This is a genomic window from Achromobacter sp. 1L-A-4-B-C2 (assembly GCF_057291955.1).
In genome coordinates this window covers 258,328-277,830 of sequence record NZ_JBXAWP010000003.1, presented here as the reverse complement: position 1 = coordinate 277,830, position 19,503 = coordinate 258,328, and the positions used below count along the sequence as shown (strand labels likewise).

At 63.7% G+C, this 19,503-nt stretch carries 15 protein-coding genes; 11 read left to right on the top strand and 4 right to left on the bottom strand.

Translation table 11 applies throughout. The features are described from left to right. Positions 1 to 14: 14 nt before the first annotated feature. The 6 genes from rimP (at position 15) to typA (ending at position 8,178) form a co-directional block, all read left to right on the top strand. Positions 15 to 518 (top strand): ribosome maturation factor RimP, encoded by a 504-nt coding sequence (gene rimP / locus AC0Z35_RS14780; protein ID WP_104143179.1) that lies wholly within the window; start codon positions 15 to 17, stop codon positions 516 to 518. After that, positions 515 to 1,993 (top strand): transcription termination factor NusA, encoded by a 1,479-nt coding sequence (gene nusA / locus AC0Z35_RS14775; protein WP_006218270.1) that lies wholly within the window; start codon positions 515 to 517, stop codon positions 1,991 to 1,993. The genes rimP and nusA overlap by 4 nt, the downstream gene beginning before the upstream one ends. A gap of 95 nt (positions 1,994 to 2,088) precedes the next feature. Beyond that, complete coding sequence (gene infB, locus AC0Z35_RS14770; protein ID WP_104143180.1) at positions 2,089 to 5,142, top strand: translation initiation factor IF-2; 3,054 nt, start codon at positions 2,089 to 2,091, stop codon at positions 5,140 to 5,142. Positions 5,143 to 5,165: 23 nt separating this feature from the next. Then, entirely contained in the window at positions 5,166 to 5,567 is a 402-nt protein-coding gene (gene rbfA, locus AC0Z35_RS14765; protein ID WP_006218273.1) for a 30S ribosome-binding factor RbfA, read from the top strand. Between the two features lie 38 nt (positions 5,568 to 5,605). Next, the gene (gene truB, locus AC0Z35_RS14760; protein ID WP_046802776.1) at positions 5,606 to 6,358 is read left to right on the top strand and encodes a tRNA pseudouridine(55) synthase TruB; all 753 of its coding nucleotides are present in this window, start codon (positions 5,606 to 5,608) and stop codon (positions 6,356 to 6,358) included. Beyond that, positions 6,355 to 8,178, top strand: coding sequence for a translational GTPase TypA (typA, locus tag AC0Z35_RS14755; protein WP_046802777.1), 1,824 nt, complete (start codon positions 6,355 to 6,357; stop codon positions 8,176 to 8,178). Before truB ends, typA begins: the two co-directional genes overlap by 4 nt. Positions 8,179 to 8,295: 117 nt before the next feature. Here the strand turns inward: typA and AC0Z35_RS14750 are convergent, their stop codons facing one another. Further along, positions 8,296 to 8,694 (bottom strand): tautomerase family protein, encoded by a 399-nt coding sequence (locus AC0Z35_RS14750; RefSeq protein WP_104143182.1) that lies wholly within the window; start codon positions 8,692 to 8,694, stop codon positions 8,296 to 8,298. Between the two features lie 106 nt (positions 8,695 to 8,800). On the opposite strand from AC0Z35_RS14750, the gene AC0Z35_RS14745 reads away from it, so the two are divergent. Next, positions 8,801 to 9,664, top strand: a complete 864-nt coding sequence (locus tag AC0Z35_RS14745) for a LysR family transcriptional regulator (protein ID WP_046802779.1) — start codon at positions 8,801 to 8,803, stop codon at positions 9,662 to 9,664. A gap of 134 nt (positions 9,665 to 9,798) precedes the next feature. On the opposite strand, the gene AC0Z35_RS14740 is transcribed toward AC0Z35_RS14745, so the two are convergent. Next, positions 9,799 to 10,479, bottom strand: a complete 681-nt coding sequence (locus AC0Z35_RS14740) for an LOG family protein (protein ID WP_448707060.1) — start codon at positions 10,477 to 10,479, stop codon at positions 9,799 to 9,801. On the opposite strand from AC0Z35_RS14740, the gene polA reads away from it, so the two are divergent. From polA to AC0Z35_RS14725, 3 genes are all read left to right on the top strand, one after another. Then, a complete protein-coding gene (gene polA, locus AC0Z35_RS14735) occupies positions 10,478 to 13,195 on the top strand; it encodes a DNA polymerase I (protein WP_319305902.1) in 2,718 nt (905 codons plus the stop codon). The genes AC0Z35_RS14740 and polA overlap by 2 nt on opposite strands. 117 nt (positions 13,196 to 13,312) lie before the next feature. Then, positions 13,313 to 14,152: a ZIP family metal transporter gene (locus AC0Z35_RS14730; protein ID WP_046802781.1), complete on the top strand. Its 840-nt coding sequence runs from the start codon at positions 13,313 to 13,315 to the stop codon at positions 14,150 to 14,152. Positions 14,153 to 14,216: 64 nt separating this feature from the next. Further along, positions 14,217 to 15,005: a dienelactone hydrolase family protein gene (locus AC0Z35_RS14725; RefSeq protein WP_104143184.1), complete on the top strand. Its 789-nt coding sequence runs from the start codon at positions 14,217 to 14,219 to the stop codon at positions 15,003 to 15,005. A 159-nt stretch (positions 15,006 to 15,164) separates the two neighbouring features. Here the strand turns inward: AC0Z35_RS14725 and AC0Z35_RS14720 are convergent, their stop codons facing one another. Further along, positions 15,165 to 16,826 carry a Na/Pi cotransporter family protein gene (locus tag AC0Z35_RS14720; protein ID WP_485132389.1) on the bottom strand — a complete coding sequence of 554 codons (1,662 nt, stop codon included), beginning with the start codon at positions 16,824 to 16,826 and terminating at the stop codon, positions 15,165 to 15,167. A 175-nt stretch (positions 16,827 to 17,001) separates the two neighbouring features. On the opposite strand from AC0Z35_RS14720, the gene AC0Z35_RS14715 reads away from it, so the two are divergent. Continuing rightward, positions 17,002 to 18,393 carry an L-serine ammonia-lyase gene (locus AC0Z35_RS14715; RefSeq protein ID WP_046802884.1) on the top strand — a complete coding sequence of 464 codons (1,392 nt, stop codon included), beginning with the start codon at positions 17,002 to 17,004 and terminating at the stop codon, positions 18,391 to 18,393. Positions 18,394 to 18,481: 88 nt separating this feature from the next. Here the strand turns inward: AC0Z35_RS14715 and htpX are convergent, their stop codons facing one another. Then, positions 18,482 to 19,363: a protease HtpX gene (gene htpX, locus AC0Z35_RS14710; protein WP_046802784.1), complete on the bottom strand. Its 882-nt coding sequence runs from the start codon at positions 19,361 to 19,363 to the stop codon at positions 18,482 to 18,484. Positions 19,364 to 19,503: the final 140 nt, after the last annotated feature.

The following is a 19,503-nucleotide window of genomic DNA, read 5'->3' as shown; positions in this document are numbered from 1 at the left end:
TTTTTTTTGAGTATATGGCTGATTTATTCGCATTGACCGAAGAGGCTCTGGCCGGCATGGACGTCGAACTCGTGGACGTCGAGCGTGCCGCCCTGGGCCTTTTGCGCGTAACGATCGATCGGGTCGGCGGTGTGCGCATCGAAGACTGTGAACAGGTTTCCCGCCAGTTGTCGCGGGTGTTCGAAGTCGAAAACGTCGACTACAAACGACTGGAAGTCGGTTCGCCGGGCATTGACCGCCCGTTGCGCAACGAAGCCGAATTCCGCCGGTTTGCAGGCGAGCGCATCGAAATCAAGCTGCGTGAGGCATTAGACGGACGTAAGGTTTTCTCCGGCACGTTGACCGTGCCCGAAGACGACGCCGCCGCCTCGGAAGCCGACGCTGGGATGCACAAGACCGTCTTCGGTCTCGAATTTGAGGCAAAAAAGAACGAAATCCAGGTGTTGAATTTCACGGTCGAAGATATCGAACGTGCAAAACTGGATCCCGTTCTGGATTTCAAGGGCAAAAAGCGATGAGTCGCGAAATTCTTCTGTTGGTCGATGCCTTGGCGCGTGAAAAGAACGTCACGCGTGACGTCGTGTTCGGTGCGCTGGAAAGCGCGCTGGCCTCGGCCATGAAAAAGCGCTTCAAGGATGATGCGGACATTCGTGTCGCCATCGATAGGGAAACCGGCGATCACGAGGGCTTCCGCCGCTGGCTGGTGGTGCCCGACGAAGCGGGCCTGCAAGAGCCCGACAAGCAGGAAATGCTGTCGGACGCGCAAGAAATCGTTCCTGATATTCAGGAAGGCGAATACATCGAAGAGCCGCTTGAGCCCATCGAATTCGGCCGTATCGGCGCGCAGGCGGCCAAGCAGGCCATCTTGCAAAAGATCCGGGACGCTGAACGCGAACAGGTGCTGAACGACTTCCTGGACCGTGGCGAAACCATCGTGTCCGGCACGATCAAGCGCATGGACAAGGGCGACGCCATTGTCGAAACCGGCAAGATCGAAGCGCGCCTGCCGCGTTCCGAAATGATCCCGAAGGAAAATCTCCGGGTTGCCGACCGCGTCCGCGCCTACGTGTTGCGTGTTGACCACGCCGCGCGTGGTCAGCAGGTGATCCTGTCGCGCACCTCGCCCGAGTTCATTCGCCAGCTGTTCGAGAACGAAGTGCCCGAAATCGAACAGGGTCTGCTCGAGATCAAGGCTGCCGCTCGCGACGCGGGTGTGCGTGCCAAGATCGCCGTGGTGGCATACGATAAGCGTATCGACCCGATCGGCACCTGCGTCGGCATGCGCGGTTCGCGCGTCACCGCGGTTCGTAACGAGCTGGGTGGTGAACAGGTCGACATCGTGTTGTGGTCTGAAGACCCCGCGCAGTTTGTCATTGGCGCCTTGGCGCCGGCCAACGTCGAATCGATCGTCGTTGATGAAGACAAGCATGCGATGGACGTCGTGGTTGACGAAGAAAACCTGCCCAAGGCCATCGGCGCCAAGGGTCAGAACGTGCGCCTGGCGTCCGAGCTGACGGGCTGGCAGATCAACATCATGACGCCGGAAGAAAGCCTGAATCGCCAGGAAGTCGAGCGTTCGGGTCTGCGCACCACGTTCATGAGCAAGTTGGACGTTGATGAGGAAGTCGCCGACATCCTGATCGACGAAGGTTTTACCGGTATCGAGGAAATCGCTTACGTACCCATGCAGGAACTGCTGGAAATCGAAGCGTTTGACGAAGACACCATCAATGAATTGCGCGCCCGTGCCCGCAATGCGCTGCTGACTGAGGCAATTGCCCAGGAAGAGCGTCTTGAGACCGCACAGGATTTGCTTGAACTCGAAGGCATGACGCAAGAACTGGCTGCAAAGCTGGCCGAGCGTCAAGTGCATACGCGTGATGATCTGGCCGAATTGGCAACGGACGAACTGGCGGAAATCGCTGGCTTGACCGAGCAGGAAGCCAGCGACCTCATCATGCGTGCCCGTGCCCATTGGTTCGACGAAGAATAACCAAAAGGACACGGGTCTGCGGTGGGTAGTGCTGGATTCATCCACCGCAAGTTCACGTTGTTTGTAATAGCTGCATATAGGGAAGAGAGAGCCTAATGTCGAGTAACACCGTCGCCCAGTTCGCTACCGAGCTGAAAATGCCTGCCAATGTGCTGCTGGATCAGCTGCGCTCGGCTGGTGTTGACCTCAAATCGGTTGACGATTCCGTCACCGACAGCGACAAGGCGAAATTGCTCGAATCGCTGCGTCGCGCCCATGGCGCGACCGAAGGCAAGAAGATCACCTTGACGCGCCGCCAGACGTCCGAGATCCGGCAGGCTGATGCCACCGGCCGCTCGCGCACGATTCAGGTCGAAGTGCGCAAGAAGCGCGTGTTCGTCAAGCGTGATCCCTCCGAAATCGCCCTTGAGCAAGCCGCGTCCGCGCGTGCCGAAGATGAAGTTGCGATCGAAGAAGAGCAGCAGGTGTCCGCGCCGGCTGCACCCGAGGCTCCTGCCGTGGTCGAGCCCCGCGAGACCACTGCCGACAAGGCCGAGGCTTCGGCCCCTGCCGCGGCACAAGAGCCCGTTGCTGTAGAAGCGCCCGCGCCGGTTGAAGCGCCCGCGCCTGTTGAACCCGTCGCGGCCGAAGTGCCCGCCCCCGTCGAGGCGCAAGCCGCCGAAGTCCAGGCCCAGCCTGAACCCGAACCGACGCCGGCGCCTGCTCCTGCCGAGCCCGTGGCCGAAGAGGCCAAGCCCGAAGTTAAGACTGAATCCACCGAGCCCAAGGCTGAAGAAGCCAAGCCGGAACCCGTTGTGCTAGCCAATAAGTCCGATACACCTTCCCCCGAGGCCACTGCGCCGATCGCCCAGGCGCAGCCTGCCGCGAAGTCCGAACCCGTGAAAACCGCCGCGCCCGCGCCGGCCGCGCCCCCCGTCAAGGTGGGCAACCGTGCCGACAACCGCCGCGCCGGCCCGCCCCTTGCTGCGTCCGCTACGTCGGGTGGCCGCGATGAGGCGCGCCGTGCCGCCGAGGCCGAAGCCGCCGCGCTGCGCGAGATGCTGAATCGTCCGCGCAAGGTGCTGCGTGCTCCTGAACCGGAGGCCCCCGCTGCCGCCGCTGCCGCGCCGATTTCCGGCACGCTGCACAAGCCGGCCGGCAAGCCGGGTGCCACGCCTGGCGCCAAGAAGGACGCCAAGCCCGCCGCTCCTGGCGCGAAAAAGACCATCAAGACCGCCGAAGTTGCTTCGACCTGGTCGGATGACGCCTCGCGCAAGAAGCCCGCCGACAAGCCGGCCGCCCCGGCCAGCCGTGATGGCTGGCGTGCAGGTGGCAAGGGTGGTGGCAAGGGTGGCGGCCGTGGTGGCCGCAACCAGCAGAACGACCGCCGCAACGAGCCCGCACCGCAGGAATTCATTGCACGTGAAGTCCACGTGCCGGAAACCATCAGCGTTGCCGACCTGGCTCACAAGATGTCCGTGAAGGCCGCCGAAGTCATCAAGCATCTGATGAAGCTGGGCCAGATGGTCACCATCAACCAGGTGCTGGACCAGGAAACGGCCATGATCGTGGTCGAGGAACTGGGCCACGTGGCCATCGCCGCCAAGCTGGACGATCCGGAAGCATTCCTGGACGAATCCGCCACGGTGTCCGAAGCCGAACAACTGCCGCGCGCTCCGGTCGTGACCGTCATGGGCCACGTCGACCACGGCAAGACCTCGCTGCTGGATTACATCCGCCGCGCCAAGGTTGCCGCGGGCGAAGCCGGCGGCATTACGCAACACATTGGCGCCTACCACGTTCAAACCGAACGCGGCATGGTGACCTTCCTTGACACCCCGGGCCACGAGGCGTTTACCGCCATGCGTGCCCGCGGCGCCAAGGCGACCGACATCGTGATTCTGGTGGTTGCCGCCGACGACGGCGTGATGCCGCAAACGCGTGAAGCCATCCACCACGCCAAGGCCGCGGGCGTGCCCATGGTTGTGGCCGTGACCAAGATCGACAAGCCGTCGGCCAACCCGGAACGCGTCAAGCAGGAACTGGTTGCCGAACAGGTCGTGCCGGAAGAATACGGTGGCGACGTGCCCTTCGTGGGCGTGTCGGCCAAGACCGGCGAAGGCATTGACGATCTGCTGGAAAACCTGCTGCTGCAAGCCGAAGTGCTGGAATTGAAGGCTCCGGAAGACGCACCCGCCAAGGGTCTGGTCATCGAAGCCCGTCTGGACAAGGGCCGTGGCCCGGTCGCGACGATCCTGGTGCAAAGCGGCACGCTCAAGCGCGGCGACGTCGTGCTGGCCGGTGCAAGCTTTGGCCGCGTGCGCGCCATGCTGGACGAAAACGGCAAGCCGATCCAATCGGCGGGCCCGTCCATCCCGGTGGAAATTCAGGGTCTGACCGAAGTTCCCGCCGCCGGCGACGAACTGATGGCGCTGTCCGACGAACGCAAGGCGCGCGAAATCGCGCTGTTCCGCCAAGGCAAGTTCCGCGACGTCAAGCTGGCACGCCAACAGGCCGCCAAGCTGGAATCGATGTTCGACAACCTGGGCGAGGGCACGCAAACGCTTACCCTTATCGTCAAGACCGACGTGCAGGGTTCGCAGGAAGCGCTGGTTCAGTCGCTGGTCAAGCTGTCGACCGACGAAGTCCGAGTGCAAGTGGTGCACGCGGCCGTGGGCGGCATCTCGGAAACCGACATCAACCTGGCTATTGCCTCGAACGCGGTCGTGATCGGCTTTAACGTGCGTGCGGAAGCAAGCGCCAAGAAGCTGGCCGAGAACAACGGCATCGATGTGCGCTACTACAACATCATCTATGACGCCGTGGATGAAGTTAAGGCGGCCATGTCGGGCATGTTGGCGCCCGAGAAGAAGGAAGAAATCATCGGCCTGGTCGAGATCCGTGAGGTCTACAGCATCTCGCGCCTTGGCAACATCGCTGGTTGTATGGTGCTTGACGGCATCGTCCGCCGCGATTCCCAGGTACGCCTGCTGCGCAACAACGTGGTTCACTGGACGGGGCATCTTGAATCGCTGCGCCGCTTCAAGGACGACGTCAAGGAAGTCAAGTCGGGCTTCGATTGCGGTCTTACGCTGCGCGGCAACAACGACATCCAGGTGGGTGACCAGCTGGAAGTCTTTGAAATCAAGGAAATCGCGCGTACGCTGTAAAGCGTCGCGAGGCATTATTGCTAATGAGCCGTCACAAGTCCAAAGCCATCCCCGGCCGCAATTTGCGGCTGGCCGACCAGATCCAGAAGGATCTGGCCGAGATCATCCAGCGCGAGATCGATATGTCTCGCGCCGGGCTGATCACGCTCTCTGGTGTGGAATTGTCGACCGACTACGCGCATGCCAAGGTGTGGTTCACGGTTTTGGGCGCCGAGCCCGAAGCCGCCACCGCCTTGCTGAACGAAAAAGCCGGTTGGCTGCATTCCCAGCTTTACAAGCTGCTGCACATTCACACTGTCCCCACTTTGCGCTTCTTCCACGACGAGCAGATTGCCCGTGGCATCGAAATGTCGATCCTCATCGACCGCGCAAACCGGCCCGGCCCGCACTCGGGCGTGCCTGACGAACCTGAAGACCAGTCCTGATCGGGCTGTCGTCACTGCTTTTCAACCGGATTCCGACGATGGCTAAACGACGCGGGCTTTTGCTCGACGGTGTGCTGTTGCTCGACAAACCCGTAGGTTTGTCGAGCAACCACGCCTTGCAACGCGCCAAGCGTTCCATGGACGCGGCGAAAGCCGGTCATACGGGCACGCTGGATCCCTTCGCCACCGGCTTGCTGGTGTGCTGCATGGGACGCGCAACCAAGATTTCCGGCGCGATGCTTAACGCTGACAAGGCGTATCGCGCTACGCTGCAATTTGGCAGCGAAACCGATTCTGGCGACCTGACCGGCAATGTCGTGTCCACCGCCGAACCGGGCTTTACCGTTGACGAACAGGCGCTGCGCGACGCGCTGTCACGTTTCTCGGGCACGATCGAGCAGATTCCGCCGATGTACTCCGCGCTTAAGCGCGATGGCAAACCGCTGTACGAGTACGCGCGCGCCGGCATCGAGCTGGAACGGGCCCCGCGCCAGATCACGATTCACCGCATCGAGCTGTTGTCCCTTTCGGGAACGCAGGCAGAGATCGATGTGGCTTGCAGTAAAGGCACATACATCCGAACACTGGCCCAGGACATCGGGCGCGTGCTGGGCTGTTTCGCCCACCTGACGGCGCTGCGGCGCACGCATGTCGGGCCATTTTCTCTGGAACGCGCCGTTGAGCTGGAAGCCTTGCAGGCCATGCCAGACCCCAAGCAGGCATTGCTTGCACTGAACGAATTGCCGGAGGGCTTGCTGCCCTCCACCCTGACCTTAAAGGACTCGCTATGACTCGCGCCTTGCGCAACGTCGCCATCATCGCCCACGTGGACCACGGTAAAACAACCCTGGTCGACCAGCTGCTGCGCCAATCCGGCACCTTCCGCGAAAACCAGGCGCTGACCGAACGGGTCATGGACTCGAACGACCTGGAAAAAGAACGCGGCATCACGATTCTGGCCAAGAACTGTGCCGTTGAATACGAAGGCACGCACATCAACATCGTCGACACCCCGGGCCACGCTGACTTCGGTGGCGAAGTCGAACGCGTGCTGTCCATGGTTGACGGCGTGCTGCTGCTGGTTGACGCCGTTGAAGGCCCGATGCCGCAGACCATTTTCGTGACCCGCAAGGCGCTGGCCCTGGGCCTGAAGCCGATCGTGGTCGTCAACAAAGTTGACCGCCCGGGCGCCCGTACCGACTTCGTCATCAACGCCACGTTCGACCTGTTCGACAAGCTGGGCGCGACGGAAGAACAGCTGGACTTCCCGGTGGTGTACGCCTCGGGCTTGTCCGGCTACGCCGGCCTGACCCCGGACGTGCGCGAAGGCAACATGCGCCCGTTGTTCGAAGCCATTCTGCAACACGTGCCGCAGCGTGACGACGATCCCAACGGCCCGCTGCAGATGCAAATCATCTCGCTGGACTACAACAGCTACGTCGGCAAGATCGGCGTGGGCCGCATCAACCGTGGTCGCATGCGCCCCGGCATGGAAGTGGCTTACAAGTTTGGTCCCGACGGCCAAGGCGGCAAGGGCCGCATCAACCAGGTCCAGAAGTTCCATGGCCTGGAGCGCGTTGTGGTTGAAGAAGCCGAAGCCGGCGACATCGTGCTGATCAACGGCATCGAAGAACTGGGCATTGGTTGCACCGTGACCGACGTGATCACGCAGGAAGCCCTGCCGATGCTGCGCATCGACGAGCCGACGCTGACCATGAACTTCATGGTTAATACGTCGCCGCTGGCCGGCCGCGAAGGCAAGTTCGTGACCAGCCGCCAAGTGCGCGACCGCCTGGACCGCGAACTGAAGTCCAACGTGGCGCTGCGTGTGCGCGACACGGGCGACGACACGGTGTTTGAAGTGTCGGGCCGTGGCGAACTGCACCTGACGATTCTGCTGGAAACGATGCGTCGCGAAGGCTACGAGCTGGCCGTGTCGCGTCCGCGCGTGGTGTTCAAGGACATCGACGGCGTGAAGTGCGAGCCGTTCGAATCGTTGACCATCGACGTTGAAGATGCCCACCAGGGTGGCGTCATGGAAGAGCTGGGCCGCCGCAAGGGCGACCTGCAAGACATGCAGCCGGACGGCCGTGGCCGTACGCGTCTGGAATACCTGATCCCGGCCCGTGGCCTGATCGGCTTCCAGAACGAATTCCTGACGCTGACGCGCGGCACGGGTTTGATGAGCCACATCTTCCACGAATACGCCCCGGTCAAGGAAGGTTCGATCGGCGAGCGCCGCAACGGCGTGCTGATCAGCCAGGACCAAGGCGATGCCGTGGCCTACGCGCTGTGGAAGCTGCAGGATCGCGGCCGCATGTTCGTGAGCCCGGGTGATGCGCTGTATGAAGGCATGATCATCGGCATTCACAGCCGTGACAACGACCTGGTCGTGAACCCGATCAAGGGCAAGCAGCTGACCAACGTGCGCGCCTCGGGTACCGACGAAGCCGTGCGCCTGGTGCCGCCGATTCAGATGTCGCTGGAATACGCCGTGGAATTCATCGACGACGACGAGCTCGTGGAAATCACGCCGAAGTCGATCCGTCTGCGCAAGCGCCATCTGCTGGAAAACGAACGCAAGCGCGCCGCGCGCGAAGCCTCGGTCTAAGGCGAGCCCCCGGGGATATTCCTCCCTGGCGGTTCGGCAGCAAAAAGCCGCGCACCTGTTGGTGCGCGGCTTTTTTTCATGCGTGCGTCGGCCCGCTGCGGGGCCGCCGCCGGAGGACTACACCCCGCTTTGCTGATGCCGGTATTCCTGCGTGGCGCCGCCGTATCCATAGGCTGCTGCCCGCGCGTCGATCACGTGCACGTACGAGCATTCGTGCAGCTCGCCCAATATCTGCTGGAAGGACGCATAGATCTCTTTGATGTAGCGTGCCTTTTCGGCCTTGGTGTTGGTTTCGTCCGTGACGCTGATGTCCAGGTGGAAGGCGTTCTTGCCCAGTTCCGATAGCGGCTTGCCGCCGATGAACCAGAGATCGTGCGGAATGTGCTGCAACGTAATGGCGATGACAGGCAGCTTCTTGCCCAGCACGGACTGTGTCAGTCCGGCCACCGAGTCGACCACGCGACGATTGATGGCGGGGTCCGATTGACCGGAAATGTGTACGACGATATGGGGCATGACTGGCTCCTGTGTGTGAGGGTACAAGGCCAGTGTAGGGAAGCGTTTGACATCGGAAAAGCGGGAAATTACGATTCCATCCATCGACTTATCCGTTGGATACGCTATGTCTGGATTTGACCTTGACCAGTTGCGCACGCTGGTCGCCGTGCTTGATGCCGGCAGCCTGACGGCGGCGGCGCCCAAGGTTTTTCTGTCGCAGTCATCGGTCAGCGAACAGATGCGCAAGCTGGAAGAGCGCGCCGGCCAGGCGCTGCTGATACGCGCCAAAACCGGCGTGACGGCCACGCCGGCGGGCGAGCGGCTGCTGCGTCACGCCCGCGCCATTCTTGCGCTTAGTGACGAGGCCTATCGCGATTTACGCGGCGTGGCGCTGCGCGGCGAATTGCGGCTGTTCATCACGGATTACTTTCGCCCCGGCGACGTGGCGCGCATGCTGCGGCGCTTGAACGAACAGTATCCGCAGGTGCGCTTGCACGTGACGATCATGAAAAGCGGCGCGATCGAGGCTGCCTACGAACGAGGTGAAATCGACGTGGGCATATCGATGTCAATCCAGGAACGCGGTGCGCCACGGGCCAGGGCCCAGGGTGCATTGCTGCGCCGCGAGCCGCTGCTATGGATGGCGGCGGAAGGCGCCGCGGCGCCCGCTGGCGAGCCCTTGCCGCTGCTGGTCTTGCCCGAGACATGCGCGTTGCGCCAGTACGTGGAGCGTCAGTTGACGCGGCGCGCCGTGCCCTACGCGGTGGCGCATGTGGCATCCGGCGTGGCGGGCTTGCAGCTGGCTATTTCGGCGGGTCTGGGGGTGGCCTGCCTGAACGAGTCGGCGCTGGCGCCCGGCATCGCGCGGTTGCACGCGCCCGGCCTGCCGACGCTGCCGTCGGTGGAATTTCGGCTATTGCCCGCCCGCCCCGGAGAGAGCGAGTTCATCGGCCTGGCGCGCGAAGCCATCGTCAAAGCCATGGCGTGAGGCGATGGCCTCAGGCGATGTCCCGAGATGCTGGCGTGCAGCCATGCGCTTGAAACGGCGGCCTGGGGCGGCCGCCGCATCATGCTTGAAGTCGAGCCCAGGGCTCAGGCCGGAGCTCAGGCCAAGCCTCAGGCTCAGGCGGGCAGGGACGGCGCGTATTGGGCTTCGGAAGTGACTTTGTCATGGAATTCCACGACGCGGCGCACCACTTTGACGGGGTCGTCCTCGATGATGAAAAGGTCAAGGTCGTGCGCGCCGATCATGCCGTTACCCAGCACCTGATCGCCCAGCCACTCGACCATGCCCGACCAGTATTCGCTGCCCACCAGCACGATGGGCGCGGGCGGGACTTTGCCAGTCTGGATCAGCGTCAGCGCTTCGAAGAGCTCGTCCAGCGTGCCAAAGCCGCCCGGCATCGCCACGTAGGCGAAGCTGTGCATGAAGAACGTGGCCTTGCGCGAGAAGAAATACTCGAATGACAGGCTGATGGTTTGGTATTCGTTGTTGTGCGCTTCGTGCGGCAGGCTGATATTCAGCCCGATGCTGGTGCCGCCTGCTTCGAAGGCTCCCTTGTTGGCGGCCTCCATGATGCCGGGGCCGCCCCCTGCAATGACCGCGAACCCGGCGCCGGCCAAGGCGGCCGAAATGGCAACGGTGGTTTCATAGTGGGGGGAGTTGCGGCTGACGCGTGCGCTGCCGAAGACACTGACTGCGGGCCCGATGTTCGCGAGCTTATCTGCCGCCGTCCGTATCTCTGACATAATCAGCGGAATTTGTTTGCCGGCGGGTGTTTCCATATCTGCCTTTGTAACCATGAAAAAAACCTTATTACTGGTCGACGGTTCAAGCTACTTGTACCGCGCTTTCCACGCTATGCCTGATTTGCGCAACGCGCAAGGCGAACCCACGGGTGCGCTGTACGGCGTGGTCAATATGCTGCGCAAGCTTGTATCTGATCATAAGGCAGAGTATGCCGCATGTATTTTCGATGCTCGCGGCAAGACTTTCCGAGACGATCTGTATCCCGAATACAAGTCGCATCGCCCGCCCATGCCGGAAGATCTGGCCGCGCAGATCGAACCCATCCACCGCGCGGTGCGCGCGCTGGGCTGGCCGGTGCTGGCCATCGAAGGGGTAGAAGCCGACGACGTGATCGGCACGCTGGCCAAGCGCGCCGCCGAACACGATGTGCACACCATCGTCTCGACGGGCGACAAGGACCTGGCGCAGCTGGTCAACAGCCACGTCACCCTGGTCAACACCATGACCGGCGAAGTGCTGGACGAACCCGGTGTGGTCAACAAGTTTGGCGTGCCGCCCGACCGCATCGTCGACTACCTGATGCTGGTGGGCGATACCGTCGACAACGTGCCGGGCGTGACCAAGGTCGGCCCAAAGACGGCCGTGAAGTGGTTGTCCGAATTCGGCTCGATCGACAAGCTGATCGAAGGCGCCGACAGCATCAAGGGTGTAGCCGGCAACAACCTGCGCGAGGCCATCCCCAACTTTCCGCTGACCCGCCAATTGCTGACGGTGAAGTACGACTGTGACCTGACCGGCCATGTCGAAAGCGTGGACGACCTGAAGCCGCGCGAGCGCGACGACGCCACGTTGACCGAGCTGTACGAGCGCTACGGCTTCCGTACCTGGCTGCGCGACCTGACCGGGGATGCCGAGCGCGTGCCCGCGGGCGATGCGCGCATCGCGGTGGATGTGCCGGAGGCGCCCGCCGAGCTGGACTACCGCATCATTTCCGACTGGGCCGAATTCGACGCCTGGTTCGAGCGGCTGCAACACGCGTCCCTGGTGGCGCTGGACACTGAAACCACGTCGCTGGACCAGATGCAGGCACGGCTGGTGGGCTTGTCCTTGGCGGTGGAGCCGGGCGTTGCCTGCTACATCCCCGTGGCGCATCGCGGGCCGGACGGCGCCACGCAGTTGCCCAAGGCCGAGGTGCTGGCGCGCCTGAAGCCGTGGCTGGAAGATGCGTCGCGCGCCAAGCTGCTGCATCACGCCAAGTACGACGCGCATGTGTTCGCCAACGAAGGCATTGCGCTGGCCGGCATCACCGACGACACGATGCTGCAAGCGTATGTGCTGGAATCGCATCGCGGCGTGGGGCTGAACGACCTGGCACAGCGCTATCTGGGCCGCAGCGGCGTGTCGTACGAAGACCTGTGCGGCAAGGGCGCCAAGCAGATCGGCTTTGACGAGGTGGCTGTCGACAAGGCGGGGCATTACGCCGCCGAAGACGCCGACTTCACCTTGCAATTGCACCGTGTGCTGCGCCCGATGGTGGCGGCGGACCAGGGCCTGGACCGCATCTACCAGCTTGAGATCAAGGTGTCGGCGGTGCTGACCACGATCGAACGCAATGGCGTGAAGGTGGACGCCGAAGAACTGGGCCGCCAAAGCCACAAGTTGGGCCAGGAAATGCTGCGCCTGGAGCAAAAAGCCTATGAACTGGCCGGCCAGCCCTTCAATTTGAATTCGCCCAAGCAGCTGGGCGAAATCCTCTTTGAACGCATGCAGTTGCCGGTGGTGCGCAAGACCGCCAGCGGTGCACCGTCAACCGATGAAGACGTGCTGACCAAGCTGGCGCTGGACTACCCGCTGCCCCAGGTGCTCCTGGAATACCGGGGCCTGTCCAAGCTGAAGTCCACCTACACGGACAAGCTGCCGCGCATGATCAACCCGGCCACGGGCCGCGTGCACACGCGTTATTCGCAGGCGGCGGTCATCACGGGCCGCTTGGCGTCGTCCGATCCCAACTTGCAGAATATTCCCGTGCGCACCGAGGCGGGCCGCCGCGTGCGCGAAGCCTTCATTGCCGAGCAGGGCGTGCTGCTGTCGGCCGACTATTCGCAGATTGAACTGCGCATCATGGCGCACGTGTCCGATGACGCCAATCTGCAAAGCGCGTTCGCCGCCGGCGAGGACATTCACCGCGCCACGGCGGCCGAAGTGTTCGGCGTGGCCTTGGCGGACGTGTCGACGGACCAGCGTCGCGCGGCCAAAGCCATCAACTTTGGCCTGATCTACGGCATGGGCGTGTTCGGCCTGGCGTCCAACCTGGGCATCACCCGGGACGCCGCGCAAGCCTACATCGACCGCTATTTCGCCCGCTATCCCGGCGTGGCGATGTACATGGAAAATACCCGCAGGCTGGCGCGCGAACAGGGCTACGTCGAAACGGTTTTCGGTCGACGCCTGCAACTGCCCGAGATCCGTGGCGCCTCGGGGCCGCGTCGGCAAGGCGCCGAGCGGGCCGCCATCAACGCGCCCATGCAGGGCACGGCGGCCGACCTCATCAAGCTGGCCATGGTGGCCGTGCAAGATTGGCTGGAAGCCGAAAAACTGCAAACCCGCATGATCATGCAGGTACACGATGAACTGGTTCTGGAAGCGCCGGATGCCGAGATCGATGTGGTCAAGGAAGCGCTGCCTCGCCTGATGTGCTCGGTGGCCGAACTGCGCGTGCCGCTGGTCGCGGAAGTGGGCATGGGCAAGAACTGGGAACAGGCGCACTAAGCGCTGCGGGTTCTGCACGGAAATTCCGATGGGCCGTCCTTGGACGGCCCATTTCCGATTTTGGGATTGCAACAATATAATGTTGCGCTTCCTCCCCGCCTATACTGCGTCCCCCACATGTTGCTGCTCTGGGTCCTGCTTGCCACCATAACCGGCGGGCTTATTGCCGTCTTTGTCGCCAGCTGGCTGGCCTACAAGGTGTTCGCCCAATACCTGCATCACATGGTGAGCCTGTCGGTGGGCGTGCTGCTGTCGGTGGCGCTATTGCATCTGCTGCCCGAGGCCTTCGAGGGCGCGGTCGGCAACGCCCATGCCTTGTTCGGCCTGATGCTGGCGTCGCTGATCGGTTTTTTTGTGCTGGAAAAGATTGCGCTGCTGCGTCATAGCCATCACCACGAGGGCGACGGGCATCACCACCACAAAGGCCACGACCACCACGAAGCGGGGCGCGGCGGCGTGCTGATCCTGATTGGAAGTTCGCTGCACAATCTGTGCGACGGGGTGCTGGTGGCGGCGGCGTTCCTGACGGACCCGCTGCTGGGCGTGCTGACGGCGGCGTCGATCATCGTGCACGAAGTGCCGCACAAGCTTAGCGATTTTGTCGTGCTGCTCAATGCCGGGTTGCCGCGTCGCCGTGCGTTTTCGTTGATCCTGTTCACCAGCTTGTGTTCAGCGGTGGGCGGCATAATAGGGTACTTTGTGCTGCAGCAGGCGCAGGACTGGGTGCCGTATATCTTGGTGGTTGCCGCAAGCAGCTTCCTGTATATCTCGGTGGCCGACCTGATGCCGCAGATGCATGAACGGGTGTCCCTTTCGGATGCCGTCCCGCAGTTGTTGCTGGTGGGCCTGGGTGTCGCGCTGATCTACAGCGTGACCACGCTGATGCACCATGGGCACGAGCACGAGGCCGACGCCGGCACTGGCGCGCCCCATGCGGAGCACGCCCACACGCATTAGGGCGCGCGCGGACGGGATGCCTGCTTGTCGATCCGTCGATCAATCCCCCACAGGAGCGTCCCCCATGAGCTTTTCCGCCGCCGCCGGCAACGTTGCCCCCACCGTCATCCACACTGACACCGAAGGCCTGGTTCACGCTGACTTCAAGCTGCCCGTGGCAGACGGGTCCATCGCCGCCTATTACGCCGCGCCCGAAGGCCGCCAGGACCTGCCCATCGTCCTGGTGGTGCAGGAAATCTTCGGCGTGCACGAACACATCAAAGATCTTTGCCGACGCATCGCCAAGGCCGGTTATCTGGCCGTGGCCGCGAACCTGTATGAACGCCAGGGCGACGCCTCCGTCTACACCGACATTCCGAAACTGATTGCTGAACTGGTCAGCAAGGTGCCGGATGAACAGGTGTTTTCCGACCTGGACGCCAGCGTGGCCTGGGCGGCGGAGAACGGCGGCGACCCCAAGCGCGTGGCCATCACGGGCTTTTGCTGGGGCGGTCGCCTGACGTGGATGTACGCGGCTCACAACCCGGACGTGAAGGCCGCCGTGGCCTGGTACGGCAAGCTCAGCGTGGGCCACGGCCCGCTGATCAAGCGGGTGGCGTTCGATGTGGTCAACGAGCTGCATGCGCCGGTGCTGGGCCTGTACGGCGGCAAGGACGCCAGCATCCCGCTGGCCGATATCGAGACCATGAAGACCAAGCTGGCGGCCGGTAACGCGGCGGCCAGGCAGTCGGAATTCGTGGTGTACCCGGACGCGGACCACGCGTTCCTGGCGGACTACCGAGCCAGCTACCAGCCTGAAGCGGCCAAGGACGGCTGGAGCCGGATGCTGGCGTGGTTCCAGCGCTATCTGTAATGTGCGCCGGGGGCAGGGTCAGTTTGCGCTGTCCTGACTAAAGCGCGGGGCCGGGCGGGGGAAGCGCCCGCCGTCCGCTGCAACACACCTGGGTCGGTGGGCTTCCGTCTAATGCCTGCTTGCGCGCGCGGTTGCCGCTTTCCCGGACCCCGCTTTCGCTTAGTTGCCCGCTTCGCGCAAACGGCTGGGCAGAAGCTCGCCGTGGCGGGCCAGCAGCGGATACGCCGCGGCGCCCACCAAGTGAGAGTTGATTCCCTTCATATCCCGCAGGATGTCCAGGTACAGCGCGCCGACTTCGGCCGCGTCCACCTGGCCTGACTTGATCTTTTGCAGGTGCGTGTCGGCGGCCTGCGTTTCGATGGTGCGGAAACGCGCCTTTTCGCCGGCCAGCGCCCGCGCCTGGCGCAGATCGTCGTTGACGAACAGGGCAGCGGCCTGCCGCTGGTTTGCGATCAACTGGCCCAGCGTGTCATCCAGGCTGGCGCGCTGCTCGGGCGAGAACGTCCACCCCTGTTTGCGCAGCTTGGCCACGTGGCTCAACAGGCCGTGGTGGGCGATATCGCCCGCGTGGCCGATGTTGCTGGCAAAGGCCAGGATATCGTCCATGCGTTGGATGTCGTCACGCGTCATGTTTTCCTGGTCCAGCGTGGCCAGGTAGGTCGTGATGGCGTTTTCCAGCTTATCCAGCGCGGCATCCAGCTGCCGTGCCTGCACCATGCGGTGGCGGTTGTCGCGCTTGAAGCCGGCGCGCGCATACAGCAGCAGCGTCTGCACCATGTCGGCCATGCGCAGCGCTTCGCGGGCGGCGTTGCCCAGCGCCACGGCGGGCACGTCATGCGCCCATTCATCCAGATATTGCGGCCGGGAAGGGTCGTTGGGGTCGGCGCGCTTGGGCAGCCAGCGTGTCAGCAGGGCCGCGTAGGGCGACAGCAACGGCAGGAACAGGATGGCGATGACCGCGTTGAACAGCGTGTGGAAATTGGCCACGGCGCGGGCCGGGTCGCTGGCCATGTCGCTCATCAGGGGTTGCAGCACGGGCAGCAGGATCAGGCCGGCCAGCACGCCCAGCGCGCGGGTCAGCAGATTGCCCAGCGGCAGGCGGCGCGCGGCGGGATCGTCGCCCGTGACGCCTTCGATCATCGGGTTGATGGCCGTGCCCAGGTTGGCGCCCAGCACCAGCGCAAAGGCCACGTGCGGCGCCACCATGTGATGGCTTGCCAGCGACATCACCAGCACCACGACGGCCACGCTGGAGTGCGCGGCCCAGGTGAACGCGGCCGACAGCAAGACGGCGGCAACGGGCTGGGTCGACAAGGCGTCCAGAATCATGCCCAGCATGGGCGCCGTCTGGAACGGCTCGAACAATTCAACCAGCTGATGCAGCGAAAGCAGCAGCAGGCCCAGGCCGATGAACACGCGGCCCAGGTCGCGCGTGCGGCCGGGGGGATACCGGCGGAACATCCAGACGCCCGCCAGGATAAGGATAGGCGCCAGCGAGGTCAGGTCGAATGACAGCAACTGCACGATCAGCGTCGTGCCGACGTTGGCCCCCAGCATGGCGGCCAGCGCGGGCACCAGGCCCACCACGCCGCCCGCGGCGAACCCCGTGATCATCAGCCCCGTCGCGGTGCTGCTTTGCAGGGCGGCGGTAATGCCCAGGCCGGCGGCAAAGGCGCGCAGGCGCGTGCCCAGGGCCCGGCCCAGCGCGGCGCCCAAGGCCGCGCCGAACGCGCGCTGGACGCCCGTTTGGACCATGTGCACGCCCCAAAGCAGCAGGGCGACGTAGCCGGCGAAGTCAAGCAGGGTGATAAGTCCAGACATCCAGGGGTGTTCCCGTTCTTTTTATGACAAGTAATAATTTTGTAATGATCGCATGCCTGACCGGGTGACGGAACCGGTGGCGGCGATACAGCATACGCCCCGCCGTCCATTCCTGCGCGCGGGGGTGGCAACGCGTATCATTGCCTGACTATTCTTTGATGTATTGGAGTATCGCGTGGCCGTTTCCGTATTCGATCTGTTCAAGATAGGCATAGGCCCGTCTAGTTCCCATACGGTGGGTCCGATGCGGGCCGCCTTGCTGTTCGCGCAAGGCCTGGAACGCGATGGCCTGATGTCGCGCGTGGCGTATGTCCGCGCCGAGCTCTACGGGTCGCTGGGCGCGACCGGCAAGGGGCACGGTACCGACAAGGGCGTGCTGCTGGGTCTGATGGGCGAAGCGCCCGACACGGTCGACCCCGCCGCCATTGCCGGCATGATCGCCTCGGTGCGCGCCAGCCGCCAGTTGCCGCTGCTGGGCCGTTACCCGGTCGCCTTCATCGAGAAAGAACACATGGTGTTCTATCGTCGCGAAGCCATGGCCGAGCACCCCAACGGCATGAAATTCCACGCCGTCGACGCCAATGGCGAGTCGCTGCGCGAATCGCGGTACCTGTCGGTGGGCGGTGGCTTCGTCGTGACCGCCGGCGCCTCGAACAGCCAGGTGATCGCCGCGCACAATCAGCTGCCGTACCCGTTCCGCTCGGGCCGCGAACTGCTGACGATGTGCCGCGAAAGCGGCCTGACCGTGGCGCAGCTGATGATGAAGAACGAGCTGACCTGGCGCGAGGCCGCCGAGACGGACAGCGGCCTGGACCGCATCTGGCAGGTCATGCAGGACTGCGTGGCGCGCGGTTGCGGCATCGACTACCCGGAAGCCGACGGCGAATTGCCCGGACCCTTGCGCGTGCGTCGCCGCGCGCCGGAGCTTTACCGCAATCTGACCCAGCGCGCAGAGCGCACCTTGTCCGACCCGCTGTCGGTCATGGATTGGGTCAACCTGTATGCCATGGCGGTCAACGAAGAGAACGCGGCGGGCGGCCGTGTCGTCACGGCGCCCACCAATGGCGCGGCCGGCATCATCCCCGCCGTGCTGCACTATTACGATCGCTTCGTGCCCGGCGCCAGCCGCGAGGGCGTACGCGAGTTCCTCTTGACCGCCGCGGCGATCGGCCTGCTGTACAAGTACAACGCATCGCTGTCGGGGGCCGAAGTGGGCTGCCAGGGCGAAGTCGGTGTGGCCTGTTCGATGGCCGCCGGCGGCTTGGCCGCGGCGCAGGGCGGCACGGTGGAACAGGTTGAGAACGCCGCCGAGATCGGCATGGAACACAACCTGGGCCTGACGTGCGACCCCGTTGGCGGGCTGGTGCAGATTCCCTGCATCGAACGCAACGCCATGGCGTCCATCAAGGCCGTCAACGCCGCGCGCATGGCCCTGCGCGGCGACGGCCAGCACTACGTGTCGCTGGATTCCGTCATCAAGACCATGCGCGAAACCGGCGCCGACATGAAGACGAAGTACAAGGAAACGGCGCGCGGCGGCTTGGCGGTGAACATCGTCGAGTGCTGATGCCCGAGCGCTGAAGTCTCAATAGAAAAAGCCCCTCGGGTTTCTGACCCCAGGGGCTTTTTGCTGCCTGCTTGGACCGGGCGGGCGATCAGACCACGCGGGCGTTCTGCAAGGCGGCGATGCGCGACGGGATGGGCGGGTGCGAGGCGAACATGGCCGCCAGGCCGCCGCGGCCGGTGATGCCCGAGGCCTCGAACGACTTGGGCAGATCGCCCGGTTCCAGGCCGCCCAGCCGAGCCAGCGCGCGGATCATGGGTTCGCGCGCGCCCATCAGGTGGGCCGAGCCGGCGTCGGCGCGGTATTCGCGCTGGCGCGAGAACCAGGCCACGATGATCGAGGCCAGCACGCCGAAGATGATTTCACAGACCAGCACGGTGATGTAGTAGCCCGGGCCGATGCCGCGTTCGTTCTTGAACACGACGCGGTCGATGAAGTAACCCACGACGCGGGCCAGGAACACCACGAACGTGTTCACGACGCCCTGGATCAGCGTCAGCGTGACCATGTCGCCGTTGGCGATGTGGGCCACTTCGTGCGCCAGCACGGCCGCCACTTCTTCTTCGCTCATGCTCTCCAGCAAGCCCGTCGACACGGCGACCAGCGAGTCGTTCTTGAACGCGCCGGTGGCGAAGGCGTTCGGCGCGCCTTCATAGATGGCCACTTCGGGGCGGCCGATACCCGCGCGGTCGGCCAGTTGGTGGACGGTGTCGACCAGCCAGGCTTCGCGTTGATTGCGGGGGGCGTTCGGGTCCAGCACTTGGGCCCCGGTGCTCCATTTGGCCATCGGCTTGCTGATCAGCAGCGAGATGATCGCGCCGGTAAAGCCCACGACCACCGAGAAGATCAGCAGGGCGTTCAGGTTCAGGCCGTTGGCGGTGATGTAGCGGTCTACGCCCAGGATGCGCAGCGTGGCCGACAGCACGAGCATGACGGCCAGGTTGGTGATGACGAACAAGACAATGCGTTTCATGTTTTTTGTGTTCCTCTGCGAGCGGGAAATACCCGGGTTCGACATGGCGGCGGCCCGCCAGTTCCCCGACTCGCCGGCACCGCTCCCGGTGGGCAAGAGTATAGTATCGCTTTCCCCTATTTCCCCTCACTTTTCCCTTA

Coding starts and splice junctions, on each gene's coding strand:
- infB (WP_104143180.1), top strand. CDS start 2,089: ATGTCGAGTAACACCGTCGCCCAGTTCGCTACCGAGCTGAAAATGCCT.
- AC0Z35_RS14740 (WP_448707060.1), bottom strand. CDS start 10,479: ATGGTTACAAAGGCAGATATGGAAACACCCGCCGGCAAACAAATTCCG.
- AC0Z35_RS14730 (WP_046802781.1), top strand. CDS start 13,313: ATGTTGCTGCTCTGGGTCCTGCTTGCCACCATAACCGGCGGGCTTATT.
- AC0Z35_RS14745 (WP_046802779.1), top strand. CDS start 8,801: ATGTCTGGATTTGACCTTGACCAGTTGCGCACGCTGGTCGCCGTGCTT.
- polA (WP_319305902.1), top strand. CDS start 10,478: ATGAAAAAAACCTTATTACTGGTCGACGGTTCAAGCTACTTGTACCGC.
- htpX (WP_046802784.1), bottom strand. CDS start 19,363: ATGAAACGCATTGTCTTGTTCGTCATCACCAACCTGGCCGTCATGCTC.
- truB (WP_046802776.1), top strand. CDS start 5,606: ATGGCTAAACGACGCGGGCTTTTGCTCGACGGTGTGCTGTTGCTCGAC.
- typA (WP_046802777.1), top strand. CDS start 6,355: ATGACTCGCGCCTTGCGCAACGTCGCCATCATCGCCCACGTGGACCAC.
- AC0Z35_RS14725 (WP_104143184.1), top strand. CDS start 14,217: ATGAGCTTTTCCGCCGCCGCCGGCAACGTTGCCCCCACCGTCATCCAC.
- rbfA (WP_006218273.1), top strand. CDS start 5,166: ATGAGCCGTCACAAGTCCAAAGCCATCCCCGGCCGCAATTTGCGGCTG.
- AC0Z35_RS14750 (WP_104143182.1), bottom strand. CDS start 8,694: ATGCCCCATATCGTCGTACACATTTCCGGTCAATCGGACCCCGCCATC.
- nusA (WP_006218270.1), top strand. CDS start 515: ATGAGTCGCGAAATTCTTCTGTTGGTCGATGCCTTGGCGCGTGAAAAG.
- AC0Z35_RS14720 (WP_485132389.1), bottom strand. CDS start 16,826: ATGTCTGGACTTATCACCCTGCTTGACTTCGCCGGCTACGTCGCCCTG.
- rimP (WP_104143179.1), top strand. CDS start 15: ATGGCTGATTTATTCGCATTGACCGAAGAGGCTCTGGCCGGCATGGAC.